Annotated in this window: 12 protein-coding genes and 1 pseudogene; 2 read left to right on the plus strand and 11 right to left on the minus strand. The window is 42.8% G+C overall.

Annotated elements, in window-relative coordinates; all coding sequences use genetic code 11:
* Window positions 1–94: 94 nt before the first annotated feature.
* From uvrB to C1G49_RS09175, 3 genes and pseudogenes are all read right to left on the minus strand, one after another.
* Window positions 95–2,080 carry an excinuclease ABC subunit UvrB gene (uvrB, locus tag C1G49_RS09165; protein WP_024402176.1) on the minus strand — a complete coding sequence of 662 codons (1,986 nt, stop codon included), beginning with the start codon at window positions 2,078–2,080 and terminating at the stop codon, window positions 95–97.
* Complete coding sequence (locus C1G49_RS09170; protein ID WP_105125449.1) at window positions 2,077–2,736, minus strand: hypothetical protein; 660 nt, start codon at window positions 2,734–2,736, stop codon at window positions 2,077–2,079. Before C1G49_RS09170 ends, uvrB begins: the two co-directional genes overlap by 4 nt.
* Before the next feature lie 23 nt (window positions 2,737–2,759).
* Window positions 2,760–2,909, minus strand: a pseudogene (locus C1G49_RS09175) (heavy metal transporter CzcA); the annotation flags it as partial.
* Between the two features lie 133 nt (window positions 2,910–3,042).
* On the opposite strand from C1G49_RS09175, the gene C1G49_RS09180 reads away from it, so the two are divergent.
* Window positions 3,043–3,786 (plus strand): ABC transporter ATP-binding protein, encoded by a 744-nt coding sequence (locus C1G49_RS09180; RefSeq protein ID WP_105125450.1) that lies wholly within the window; start codon window positions 3,043–3,045, stop codon window positions 3,784–3,786.
* The gene (locus C1G49_RS09185) at window positions 3,783–5,387 is read left to right on the plus strand and encodes a permease (protein WP_105125451.1); all 1,605 of its coding nucleotides are present in this window, start codon (window positions 3,783–3,785) and stop codon (window positions 5,385–5,387) included. The genes C1G49_RS09180 and C1G49_RS09185 overlap by 4 nt, the downstream gene beginning before the upstream one ends.
* Window positions 5,388–5,433: 46 nt before the next feature.
* On the opposite strand, the gene C1G49_RS09190 is transcribed toward C1G49_RS09185, so the two are convergent.
* From C1G49_RS09190 to C1G49_RS09225, 8 genes are all read right to left on the minus strand, one after another.
* Window positions 5,434–5,880, minus strand: coding sequence for a VOC family protein (locus tag C1G49_RS09190; protein ID WP_105125452.1), 447 nt, complete (start codon window positions 5,878–5,880; stop codon window positions 5,434–5,436).
* A gap of 241 nt (window positions 5,881–6,121) precedes the next feature.
* Window positions 6,122–6,913: an LD-carboxypeptidase LdcB/DacB gene (ldcB, locus tag C1G49_RS09195; RefSeq protein ID WP_105125453.1), complete on the minus strand. Its 792-nt coding sequence runs from the start codon at window positions 6,911–6,913 to the stop codon at window positions 6,122–6,124.
* A gap of 124 nt (window positions 6,914–7,037) precedes the next feature.
* On the minus strand, window positions 7,038–7,724 hold the full coding sequence (locus tag C1G49_RS09200; RefSeq protein WP_105125454.1) for a YjjG family noncanonical pyrimidine nucleotidase: 687 nt from the start codon (window positions 7,722–7,724) through the stop codon (window positions 7,038–7,040).
* A gap of 43 nt (window positions 7,725–7,767) precedes the next feature.
* Window positions 7,768–8,037, minus strand: a complete 270-nt coding sequence (locus C1G49_RS09205; protein ID WP_105125455.1) for a zinc ribbon domain-containing protein — start codon at window positions 8,035–8,037, stop codon at window positions 7,768–7,770.
* Between the two features lie 37 nt (window positions 8,038–8,074).
* On the minus strand, window positions 8,075–8,461 hold the full coding sequence (locus C1G49_RS09210) for a hypothetical protein (protein WP_105125456.1): 387 nt from the start codon (window positions 8,459–8,461) through the stop codon (window positions 8,075–8,077).
* A 2-nt stretch (window positions 8,462–8,463) separates the two neighbouring features.
* Window positions 8,464–10,743, minus strand: a complete 2,280-nt coding sequence (gene pcrA / locus C1G49_RS09215) for a DNA helicase PcrA (protein ID WP_105125457.1) — start codon at window positions 10,741–10,743, stop codon at window positions 8,464–8,466.
* Window positions 10,744–11,033: 290 nt separating this feature from the next.
* Window positions 11,034–12,401, minus strand: coding sequence for a H2O-forming NADH oxidase (nox, locus tag C1G49_RS09220; RefSeq protein ID WP_105125458.1), 1,368 nt, complete (start codon window positions 12,399–12,401; stop codon window positions 11,034–11,036).
* A 379-nt stretch (window positions 12,402–12,780) separates the two neighbouring features.
* Window positions 12,781–13,119, minus strand: a complete 339-nt coding sequence (locus C1G49_RS09225; protein ID WP_105125459.1) for an ATP cone domain-containing protein — start codon at window positions 13,117–13,119, stop codon at window positions 12,781–12,783.
* Window positions 13,120–13,336 lie beyond the last annotated feature (217 nt).

A 13,336-nucleotide genomic window follows, 5' to 3' on the forward strand; every position in this document is an offset into this window, starting at 1 on the left:
GCTAAAAGGCCACTCCAAACGAGTAGCCTTTTCTATTTTATCAGTTACCAAATACCGAGCCCTATCCAGTCGCTGTTCTCCGTACAAAATACCTTTACATATTCTTCAACTCGATAACCATATCGCGAATCTGCGCTGCCAGTTCAAAGTCAAGTACTTCTGCTGCTTCTTGCATTTGTCCTTCCAGTTTCTTGATCATAGCCTTGCGTTCGTCTTTGTTGAGGGCATTGAAGTCCACCACTTCTTCCTTGTCCTGAGTGACAGCCTTGGTCACGCTAATCAGGTCACGGATTTCCTTCTTAATAGTTTGTGGAATGATGCCATGTTCTTCATTATAAGCCATTTGGATCTGACGGCGGCGGGCTGTTTCCTCCATAGCCTTGCGCATAGATTCGGTGACCTTGTCCGCATACATAATCACATGGCCCTCAGAGTTACGAGCCGCCCGACCGATTGTCTGGATGAGCCCTCGTTCATTACGGAGGAAGCCTTCCTTATCCGCATCCAAGATAGCGACCAGACTAACTTCTGGCACGTCAATCCCCTCACGCAAGAGATTAATCCCTATCAAGACATCAAAGACACCCAAGCGCAAATCACGAATAATCTCCGTACGCTCCAAGGTCTTGATGTCCGAGTGCATATACTTGACCTTGACGCCCATTTCTTTCAGGTAGTCGGTCAAGTCCTCTGCCATTTTCTTAGTCAGGGTAGTGATAAAGGTCCGCTCACCTTTCTCAACACGGGCATTGATTTCACCCAAGAGATCGTCCATTTGGCCCATAGTTGGACGGACTTCCACTTCTGGATCCAGCAGACCGGTCGGCCGAATGATCTGCTCGACAACGGTATCGGTCTGCTCCATTTCATAGTCACCTGGCGTCGCAGATACATAGACAATCTGGTGGACATGGCTCTCAAATTCTTCCCTGCGCAGCGGACGATTATCCAGCGCACTTGGGAGGCGGAAACCATAGTTGACCAACATCTCCTTGCGCGAGCGGTCACCATTGTACATCCCCTTAATCTGCCCCATAGTCATGTGGCTCTCGTCAATCATAATCAGGTAGTCTTCAGGGAAAAAGTCCAGCAGAGTATAAGGAGGCTCGCCCTCGCTTCGCCCATCCATGTGTCGTGAATAGTTCTCAACTCCGTTGGTGTAGCCCATTTCCCGAAGCATCTCAATGTCGTAGTCGGTCCGTTGTTTCAATCGCTGAGCTTCTAAGAGTTTTCCTTCTGCTTCAAAGACCTTGAGCTGCTCTTCCAGTTCGGCCTGAATCTTGGCAATGGCCGTTTCCATGTGGTCATCGTTGGTCACGAAGTGGGTTGCAGGGAAAATCGCCAAGTGGTCCACATCGCCCAAGACCTTACCTGTCAGGCTTTCAATCTCACGAATGCGGTCAATTTCATCCCCGAAAAACTCCACACGAAAGGCATGCTCATCACGAGAAGCTGGGAAAATCTCCACCACATCACCACGCACACGGAAACGCCCCCGTTGGAAGTCGATGTCGTTGCGCTCGAACTGGATATCTACCAAGGAATTGAGCAACTGGTCACGGGAAATCTCCTGTCCTGGTCGCAGACTGACCACGCTGTCAGAATATTCCTTAGGGGATCCCAAACCGTAGATACAGGAAACGGAGGCCACGACGATGACATCGTTGCGTTCGAGAAGTGCTGAGGTCGCTGAGTGACGGAGTTTGTCAATCTCATCATTGACCGAACTGTCTTTCTCGATGTAGGTATCGCTAGACGGTACATAGGCTTCTGGCTGGTAGTAATCGTAGTAAGACACAAAGTATTCGACCGCATTTTCTGGGAAGAACTCCTTGAACTCGCTGTAGAGCTGACCAGCCAAGGTCTTATTGTGGGCAATGACCAGAGTGGGTTTATTGACACGAGCGATGACCTGACTCATAGTGTAGGTCTTACCAGTACCAGTCGCCCCCATGAGAATCTGGGCTTTTTCGCCCCCCTCGATATTATCCACCAAGGTTTCAATAGCTTGAGGCTGGTCACCAGACGGTGAGTATTTAGATACAAGTTTAAATTGGTTTTCAGTATTTCGATTGATCATTTGTTCAGTTTTCTTTCTTCTAGTAAATCTTGCAACTTCTCTTCAGAAAAATGCTCAATTGGGCCGGGTTCAATGTCAAGAATCGAAGTTTCCGCCGTGTATTTCAATAAATTCTTTATCTTAATTCCATATTGTTTAGCATAAAAGACAGCTCGCTCACTGTCATGAAATAATATCAATAAGTGCGTGTAGGTGTCCGACAAACTGGCCCTTGCACTCGTTTTAGCCCCAGTCGCAAATGCGATTGTCTTCCCTACAGATACTACTGTTTTTTCAGAAACATTTCCAAAAAGACGGCTCAAGCCTGCTCCTAGTGTCTGTTCTTCTAGGCAGATAAACTCAATTTCGTTTATAGGAATGGACACAGCTTTTCTTCGAAATATTCCCCGATAGAGAACAAAGTGCTTCTCTGTCAGTTCAAATGCTTTTAATCCAAAAAAGAGGCGCTGTATAGAAACGATAATAACCAGATGTGAAGCCAAGGTTGGAATGCCAAAGATCAGTAAAAATAAAATCCCACCGAGAATCACTGTCGCTACATCTTCTCCCCATAAACTGATAAATAAATCAACCGTTAGATAAGACAATGGCAAGCCAAAAAACAAACTCAGACCCAAGGCCAACAAAGATTTCCATCTGCTATAACGAACAATCATACCCATTCCTTTCACTATTCTATTTTACCCGTACCTGTCGCCCCCATGAGAATCTGGGCTTTTTCTCCACCCTCGATATTATCGACCAAGGTTTCGATGGCTTGGGGCTGGTCACCAGACGGCGAATATTTGGACACAAGTTTAAATTGGTTTTCAGTATTTCGATTGATCATAGGTCTATTATAGCAAATTTTTCTTGTGGATAGGATGTGTGAGTTTCTTAACTTTTTTCTAAAAAACTATTGCTTTTGTACTAAGGTAGTAGTATAATATTTGTAACTTATTATACTCATATAGGAGGTTCTTATGATTCAATTTAACCACGTTAGCAAAGCCTATGGCGACACCTTAGCCCTTGATGATTTGGATTTGACCATCGAAAGTGGTGAAATTTTCGGCTTGATTGGGCATAACGGTGCTGGTAAGACAACGACAATCAGCTTGCTCACTTCTATTATTCAAGCCAGTCATGGAACCATCTCCGTCGACGGACTTAATCTGGAAGAAAATCGAGATGAGGTCAAAAAACGGATTGCCTATGTACCCGATTCACCTGATATTTTTCTTCACTTAACTGCCTTTGAATATTGGCACTTTATGGGCAAGGTTTACGGGGTTGATATGGAAACTGTAAACCAGCGTATCAACAAGCTAGCCAGCCTATTTGACATAACTGCCCGTCAGCACGAACCCATTGACAGTTTCTCCCACGGTATGCGACAGAAAACCATTATCATCGGCGCCCTCATTCCCAAGCCAGATATTTGGATTTTGGATGAACCCTTGACTGGACTGGATCCCCAGGCCTCATTTGACCTCAAGCAGATGATGAAGGACCATGCCAAAGGTGGTAACACCGTTCTCTTTTCGACCCATGTCTTGTCTGTTGCAGAACAACTCTGTGACCGTATTGGCATTCTCAGAAAGGGACGACTTATCTTCGTAGGTAGTCTGGAAGAATTAAAATCCCAATATCCTGACAAGGACTTGGAAACCATCTACCTAGAATTAGCAGGTCGCCAACAAAGAGAGGCAGGTGAGGTCGGATGAACAAATCTCTGATTTGGGAATTGGTCAAAATCAATATCCTCTACTCCAACCCGCAACTGCTAGCTTCCGTCAAGAAAAAACAAAATAAGAATAAAGATGGACGTTTTTCAGCCTATCGGAGCATCCTTATCCAACAAGGCTTCCTCATTCTGATGATGGCTATTCTCTACTCCGTCTTCTTTCTAGGGATTGATTACAAACGGTCCACAGGTTTCTTCTCCCTACAACTAGCCCAATTTGCTATACTGGCAACCATATACGGTTTCACAGGCTTCTTTTCTGTCTTCTACGACAGCAAGGACACCAAACTCTATCTACCTCTTCCCTTAAAAGCAAGCGAGGTTTTTATCGCCAAATTCTTATCGGCTCAAGGTATGGTCTTGCCCTTCCTCATCCCCTGCCTCTCTCTTCTTATCATTACCTATTGGCAAATAGGTGGACCAGCCTTTGCACTTTTTGCCTTGCCAAGTTTTATTCTCCTATGGTTCCTAGTCAATCTTCTCAATATGATTTTTATGCACTTTATCGGAGAAATCTTGACTAAGAGCCCACATAAGACAACCATTTCTACCATTCTTCTGACAGGCTCATCTCTGGTTTCAATGGGAGCGCTTATGTTTCTCCAATCCCAGCAGACTGTTTCCCTCCAATCAGATGGTTTTGTTCAGTTTCCAGAATTGCCACTTTTTGTCGGTTTCCACTACATCATCAGCCAACCAATTTCGTTGGGGACAGTTATCAATCTCATCCTTCCTATTTTCTTCATGTTGGGATTGGTCCACTTTGCCTTTAAAACTGTTATTCCGAATTATTTCCAACAAGTTTTGGCGATTGATACTGCTTCATCAAAACGTAAGGTCGGCAAACCAAGGAAATTACCTCAGAATTTAAATCAGGCCCTTATCAAACACCATTTATCTACCCTCAACGATAGCAACCTGATGGTACAGACCTTCTTACAGTCATTGGTGCTAGGAGTTGCCCTGCTCCCTTCAATTTCAAAAATTACTGAAGGTGATAGACTGGGTGTTCTTTCATGGGAATATTTCGGAATTGCTTTATTGGCTGGCTTCTTGCTAGGGAGTATGTTTGCAGGGTCAACGACCTTTATTGGAACAGCCATGTCCTTGGAAAAGGAAAACTATCACTTCATCCGAACCTTACCCATTAACTTCAAACAGTTTACGATTCAGAAGTTTTGGGTGATTGCTGCAGTTCAATTCATCCTTCCAACCTTGCTCTATCTGGTCTTAGCCTTGTTTGTCATGAAGGTAAACATCGTCCTAGTCCTTTTCTTTGGTCTAGGTATGCTGGTTTCTGCCCTACTAACCGGACAAATTTATTACTGGAGGGACCAGCGCCTACTCATGCTCAACTGGCAAAATTCCAATCAGCTCTTTGGCCGCGGAGCAGGGCAGTGGCTGATTGCTGGTTCCATCATACTAACAATGATTCTCGGAGCCATCTTGCTCGTCATCAGTAGTATAATGGCTGGTATCATTGGTCCAACCTTAGTAAGCTCTGGTCTGGCAACCTTAATAGTCGCCCTTTCAGGATTACTCCAGCTCTTTCTCTATAAATCCTATTGGCAAAAATTGTAAAAAAAAAACCAGATTTCGCTCGTCGAAATCTGGTTTTTGAATGCTATTAGTTTTGTTCTGCGTAATATTCTTGACCGTAGCCTGCTACTTCTGCGTTGACCTGCCAGTGGATACCGAATTTGTCTTGCAAGGAACCATAAGCAGGTGACCATGGCACAGCTTGCAAGTCCATTGTAATTTTCATAGCACCTTCAGATAGTTTGGTGAACAAGTCTTTGGCAGTTTCAGCATCATCCGTAATCAAGGCAACTGTAATGTTGTCACCAACTGAGTAAGGCATTTCTGGGTTATTGTCAGAAAGCATGAACCGTTGTCCGTTTAAACGGAATTGGGCATTCATGACATGATTTTCTAATTCTGCTGGACAGTCTGGCAAGAAATCTTTGAATAAGTTAACTTGTTCCACCTCTGCACCAAGTGCGTTTTTGTAGAATTCAATAGCTTCTAAACCATTGCCATTTGTTACCAAATATACTTCCATCGCTTTAAGCATGGGATACCTCCAAATCATTGATAGCCCATTATATCACGAGTTAGTTATACGGACAAATCTTTTGATTTTAAGAAAGTTGGACTGATTGACAACCCAACTTTCTTAAAACCTGTATTCACAAGCAGAGTGCTTGAAATAAGAGATAATTTTTCACTCATCAAGACTGCTTTTTGAAAAAATTGTGACTAACTAGCTAAAAAACTAGCTTTAGATAGAGGCGTTGCACCATGAATAAAAGTCCTTATTCTTGATAATCACCACCAGGAACTCCGAAGTATTCTTCTAATGTTAGTCCTGAATTGTAAATATCCGTTGCTTCTGCACCGATATAACGAACGTGCCAAGATTCTGCCATATAGCCTGTTATGGCTTCCTTGCCAGGCAAATAACGCACAATAAAACCATAATGATGGGCATTGTCTGCCAACCACTGAGAAGCAACTGGTTCTTCCAAGAGATTACCGTAACTGTCTAATAGGTCAAAGGCAAGGCCTGTCTGATGCTCACTATAGCCAGCACGCGCCGAATAGGTATCTGCTGCCGCTTGACCATCTTGATTGACATAGGATTGGTACAAACCAGCCTGGGTTTCATAAGAGCGGAAACCACTATAATTGTTGGAAATGGCAAAACCTTGCGCCTGCATATCTGCAATCAACTGCTGGAAAGCTGCCAAGGCTTGAGGGTCTTCACCAGGAGCATAAGTAGAGGCCAAAGGGTGTTTTTTATTGGCGATAATGACCTGACCATATTTCCCCTGAACACTGTAATAAGCTCCATTGTAAGCCGCGCCTGTCGCCACCTCCGTCTGACTGCTTGTGGCTTCCTGACCAGTCGTCGAACTGGTTTCTGTTGAACTCGAAGAACTTTCCTGAGTTTCTTGACTAGAGCTAGCCTGCGCCGGCGAACTACTAGTGGTAGACTGGCTTGATGTTGCACTACTGCTACTTGATGGACTGGTATCCGTTAACTTCTGACCACAGGCTACTAATAAGAGCACCATCGGAAGTAGTAAGCCTAATTTCTTATACATTTTTCTCCATCCTTTCCTTGTCCGTCGTATACCTTTATTCTAACATAAAATCAACCAAAAGATTGGCTAAAACCAGCTCCAGCTCTAACTTTCCCATTCGTTATCTTACATAGAGGACCATCTATTATTTCAAAATGTCCAGTAATTGTTGGTAATTGGAAACGGTATAGGTTGGTTGTGCCAGACCTGTAAGACTGACTTGTTCAGGATTGTACCAGACCGAATCCATACCTACATTATTGGCACCCTGGATGTCAGCCGTCAAGCTGTCGCCTATCATCAGAAAACTGGTCATGTCCAAACACCCTATCTGCTCTGCTATTTTTTCATAAAAATCTGCCGCAGGCTTTTGCGTACCCATTTGTTCGGAAATAAAGACCTGTGTGAAATAGGACTGAATAGGGGAGTTCTGTAGTCGATTTTCTTGAATATAGGTCACGCCATTGGTAGCAGCATAGAGGTGATAGCCACGTTCAACCAATTCTTTCAACAGTTGGTCCGCACCTTCAAAAATTTGCCCCTGTTTTCCAATAAATTCTTGATAGCGGAGGGCCATTTCATGACCATCCACTTCCCTCCCAAAATGTGCAAAGGTTTTGGAAAAGCGTGTGTTGATCAATTCTTTCTTGGTAATTAAACCTTTTTCAAGTTCCTTCCACATACCTTGGTTGAGCGGACGATAGATGGCTTTAAAGGCCTCTATATCCTCCACATCCATGAACTCCAAAAATTGAGTGAGGGCCACTTCTTCTCCTTGGTTAAAATCCAAAAGTGTGTGATCAAGATCGAATAATAAATATTTATATAACAACTTTATAGCCTCTCTTTTAATAGTGTTTCTGCCTTTTCCGTGCTTAAGCCCTCCAGCGTTGGGTTTTCTTCAACATCATTGGATAGCTTGCTTTCATGAGAAATTTTATAAATGCATTTCCTTGACCGTTTGAAATAGCTTGTTTACCTTTTTTAAGCATTTGTTCAAAGGTAATATCTGGCTCTAAAAATTCACCATTGGCATAGCAGTACGAGCAAAACAAATTAGAGTGGCTGCCGTCTTTCTCTGATCCACGAACATCTTGACCCTGCAAATTTAAGGGCATGGCACAAGATTGACAAAATGTTTCCATTTATTACCTCATTTGTAGAATTAAAACTAAATAAGTACTATTTTTCAAGAAAATTAGCCATCGCTTCTTGTTTCTTGGGAATGGATAACATACGATCACTTATCCCACTCTGTAACAGAGGTGCAATGTTTTTTATATATTCTTTTTCCTTATTTCTTCGAATACCCATCTTAACTTCTTCATGCAAAACTTCAAAAGCTAAGATAAGATTTTGACTACGTAGTATCTCATCATTCATACCGAAATATAACGGATTTTTTCTTAATTGGTATAAATGCTGGGCACATCTTATTAGCATAGAAAATGATTCACCAATATACAAGACTCGTCGTTCACCATCATCTTTCTGAAGCGATATTTGATATACTCCTCCCTTGATGGCATGTAATATGTCATTTTGAAAAAAATGTACTCTAATATTCATCACTATTCACCTTTCTCAATCGGCGCTAAACTTGCTAGGACCTTCTTAAGTCCCATCTCTGGGAAATTGATTTTGAGTTCTTGGTTGCTGCCTATACCTGATACTTCAAGAACAGTTCCGCGACCCCATTTCTTATGGACAGCGATGTCACCAACTGACCAGTTGGTGCCTGAGCCTGACGATTTGTTACTTGATGCGAATGGCATACTGCCTCCGAGCTTAGCCGATGGTTGTACGGATGCTTTTCGGCCTTGCATGGCCTCTTGCAAACTCATGCCTTGTCCAAACTGTGTCGCTCTGCCATTGACATAAGAGGCCTTAAAGCTGGTATTGGCTGGACGAGCAAGACCTTGATAATCCAAAAGGTCGCTGGAGATTTCTCGAATAAAGCGGCTTGGCTGATTGTAGTTGCTGCGACCAAAAAGCAGGCGGGAGTTGGCATTGGTCAGATAAAGAGTCTGCTCTGCCCGTGTGATACCCACATAGGCAAGTCGACGTTCTTCTTCCAACTCATCCTCTTCTTCTGCTGCGCGACTGAGTGGAAAGACATTTTCCTCCATGCCAATCAAGAAGACAACTGGAAACTCCAGACCTTTTGCTGCGTGGAGGGTCATGAGGGTGACCTCCGATGCCTCACGGCTATCGTCGTCCGTATCAGCAATCAATGCCAAATCAAGCAGGAAACGAGTCAAGCGATCCAAACCTGTTTCTTCCTCCTCAATATCCTTCTCATCGAAGTTTTTGGTCACAGATAGGAATTCTTGGATGTTTTCAATGCGAGCATTGGCTTCCAACGTGTTCTGAGCTGCAAGGGCATCGACATAGCCTGTTTGCCGCAAGACAGCCTCGACTACTTGGGTCACGGTCAAGTCATCCAGTTGATTGCGGAGCTTATAGAGAAGGTTAGCTAGGTCGAATACTGCCTGCGCTGCCTTGCCCTTGACTGGTGACAACATAATATCCTGCGAAGCTTCCAATAAGGACATGCCATGTGTATTGGCAAAATCGCGGATCTTATCGACTGTGCCAGGTCCCACACCACGCTTTGGCTCGTTGACAATACGTTCATAGGAGATATTATCCGATGGATTTGCAATGATATTCAAATAAGAAATCACATCCCGAATTTCCTTACGGCTGTAGAACTTAGTGCCTCCAACCATGGTATAAGGAATGTTGGACTTAAGCAGAGCCTCTTCAATGGTACGGGACTGGGCATTGGTTCGATAAAGAACGGCAAAATCCTTATAAGCCTTACCTTCTCGATGCAACTGGTCAATCTGCCCTGCGACAAAAATCGCCTCGTCATTTTCATCTCTGGCACGATAATAGGTAATCAAATCACCTTGAGCATTCTGAGTCCAGAGTTTCTTAGGACGACGGTTGCGGTTGTTTTCGATGACTTCATTGGCTGCCTGCAAAACAGTCTTGGTCGAGCGGTAGTTCTCCTCCAGAAGAACGACCTTGCTCTCAGGGTAATCCTTTTCAAAGTCTAGAATATTTTGCATATCCGCCCCACGCCAGCCGTAGATAGACTGGTCTGCATCACCGACCACACAGATATTCTTGAAACGCGATGCCAAGAGCTTGACCAACTGGTACTGGGCATGGTTGGTATCCTGATACTCATCGACATGGATGTACTGGAATTTCTGCTGGTAATAGGTCAGGACCTCTGGATTTTGGTCAAAAAGGCGGAGCGTTAACATGATCAAATCATCAAAGTCAACAGCCTCTGACTGCCGCAGTTCCTTTTGGTAAGCTGTATAGCATTTGGCAACAATCTGCGTGTATAGATCGCCAGCCTGGGCCTCATAAGCCTTGTCATCAATCAAGTCATTTTTGGCATTGGAAATAGTTCCCAGGATAGAACGTTCACTCCACTTTTTCGGATCTAAATTAAGATTTTTCAAAATCCGTTTCATGAGTGTGCGCTGCTCACCAGGGTCTACAATCGTAAAATTACGATTATAGCCAATATGGTCGGCATCACGACGTAAAATACGGACACACATGGAGTGGAAGGTAGCAATCAAGCAATCCTGAGTTGCAGGATTGAGGGCATAGGCCCGCTCCTTCATCTCCCGTGCCGCCTTGTTTGTAAAGGTAATGGCCAAGATGTTCCACGGGTTTACCATCTTTTCATCAATCAAGTAAGCGATACGATGGGTCAGAACACGGGTTTTGCCCGAACCAGCCCCTGCCATAATCAAAAGCGGGCCTTCAGTTGTCTGCACCGCTTCTGCCTGTCTGTCATTCATTCCGTTTAATAATAGGTTCATTTTCTCATACTTTCTTAGAACATATATTTACAAGTGAAATACTTCTATGATAAAGATTGCTGTTTTGCTCATCAAGGCAGTTTTTTTTGAAGGACTAGCAACTATATTTCAAAAAAACTAACGATGACTAGCTGAAAAACTAGCCTTAGATGGAAGTGCTACACTGCGAATATAGATTCTTAATTTTCATTCTCTCCATTATACCAAAAAATCTCTCGATAGGCAGTTCAATGTGATAGATGGCAAGCAAAAAAGCCCAGAGTCATCTCTGAGCTTTTGTATTCAATTAATTATTCAGCACCCAAGGCAGCTACTGTGATGTAGTTGTATGGTTTGTTGAAGTGTGGCAAGAAGAACAAGTCTGTCAATGCCAATTTTTCGATTGTTACGCCTTCTTGGATTGCCAATGAGAAGAGGTGGATGCCCATTGAGATATCTTCACGAGCAGCCATTTGCGCACCAAGGATACGACGTGAATCTTTATCGTAAACGATCTTGATAGTTACTGGGAAGTTACCGTGCTCCATGAATTCTGGTTTTTGGTTGTCTGTTACTTCAGTAACAGCAGCGTTCAAACCAAGACGAGTAGCTTTTTCAAGTGTCAAACCTGTTGATACAAGGTTAAGACCATAGATAGAGATACCGTTAGAACCTTGTACACCGATACCTTCAAGGTCAGTACCACAGATGTTGTGAGCCGCTACAATACCAGTACGTACTGCGTTTGAAGCCAAAGCGATGTAGCTTGTGTCGCCAGTAGCATTGTCGTAGATAGTTGCACAGTCACCGATAGCGTATACGCCTGGGATTGAAGTTTCTTGGCGTTTGTTTACAAGGAAGGCACCGTTACGGAAGCGCTCGATTCCTTCACCTGCAAATGTAGTGTTTGGACGGAAACCAACAGCCAAGATAACCATGTCAACATCGTATTCGTTCTTGTCAGTGATGATTTTTTCAACTTTACCGTTACCAGCAACTTCTTGTACAGTCTCACCGAAGGCAAGTTTGATACCATTTTCTTCCATGTTTTTGGCCATAAGGTCTGACAAGTCGCGGTCATAGTAACCAGCCAAACATGTGTCTACAACGTCGATAAGGATAACTTCTTTACCTTTACGTTGGAAAGCTTCAGCAAGTTCAACACCGATGTAGCCAGCACCAACAACTGCTACGCGGTTGATGTCTTTGTTTTTCAATTTTTCAATAACATCAGCTGAGTTTTGGTACAATTTAACGAATTGCAAGTTTTCAAGAGTTGCTTCAAATTCAAGAGAACCTTCTTTGATTGCAGCACCTTTGATTGGTGGCAAGATTGGTTGTGAACCTGTAGCGAAGAGAAGTTTGTCGTAAGCTTCAACGTGTTCTTGGCCGTTTACAAGTGCAGTAACTGTTTTTGCTTCGTAGTCGATAGCTGTAACAGGTGACTCCATGTAGACTTTCGCACCAAGGCTCTCAAGTTGTTCTTTATCTGAGTAGAAAAGTCCTTCTGGACCAGCAATTTGCTCACCAATCCACAAAGCCATACCACAACCCAAGAATGAGATGTTTGAGTTTTGGTCAAATACAACGATTTCGTTTTCCTGACCGTAGTTTGTCAACATAGTTTTGATTGCGGCAGTACCTGCGTGGTTAGCACCGACAACAACGATTTTAGACATAAGTAAAATCTCACTTTCAAAATAAATATTTTTTTACATCATCCATTATACTACAAATTTGTTACCGATTTCAAAATTTTTGCTCAGAAAATCACATTTTTTTCTTTAAACCTGTTGGTAAGCCTTAAAAGCAGCCTAAACATAGTCTACATTGTAGCCATTATTTTTTAAATCATTGCCAAAGACAGGTTGTCAACATAAAAAATCCCATAGGCACGAACTACGGGATTCAACTAGTTAGATTGGGATTAACTAATTTAATTATACGCTAATGGTTGGTTGTTTACAAATTCTTTTTAAATATAGATTGTTATAGCTTTTGACTATAACAAAAAGAGCAGGGAAGAAAGTTTACTTCGCCACTCTCCATATCTTTTCTTTATCGAATTTGCTCAAAGCGCAAATGAACGACAATCTTGTCAGCATATCCATTGCGTTCCAAATCACGTTGCAAACGATAAGAAATATAATGTTCAGCTATGGTAATATAACCAGCATCCAATAAACGATGCTCAACTTGTGACTGAACCATGCTGATGGTTGGACGTTCTGTATGAGCTTCTTCCAAATCAAGCACAACTTTCTTCGTCACTTGAGCTAGGTTTTTCCGCCATGTATCGTCGATTACATATACAGTTTGAGCTGCCTTAATAATGGCTTGGTAAATTTTTTCTGGGTCAAATTCTACAACTTCACCACTTCGTTTAATAACCTGCATATCTAACTCCTTTCCGGTTTTCAGTAAACCCTTTCATACTTCTATTATCTAGGTTTTTCCGTATTTTGTCAAGTTTTCTTTTCATAAATTGGTCTAACATTATTTTTCCTAAATTCTCAAAGTAAGTTCTAGTCTAACGCCAAAACTGGAAATTAGACTGAGACAAAAAAATAAGCTAGAACTTACTATGGGACAAGTTGGTAACTAATAATGAAAA

This window comes from Streptococcus suis (assembly GCF_002960625.1).
Lineage (GTDB): Bacteria > Bacillota > Bacilli > Lactobacillales > Streptococcaceae > Streptococcus > Streptococcus suis_T.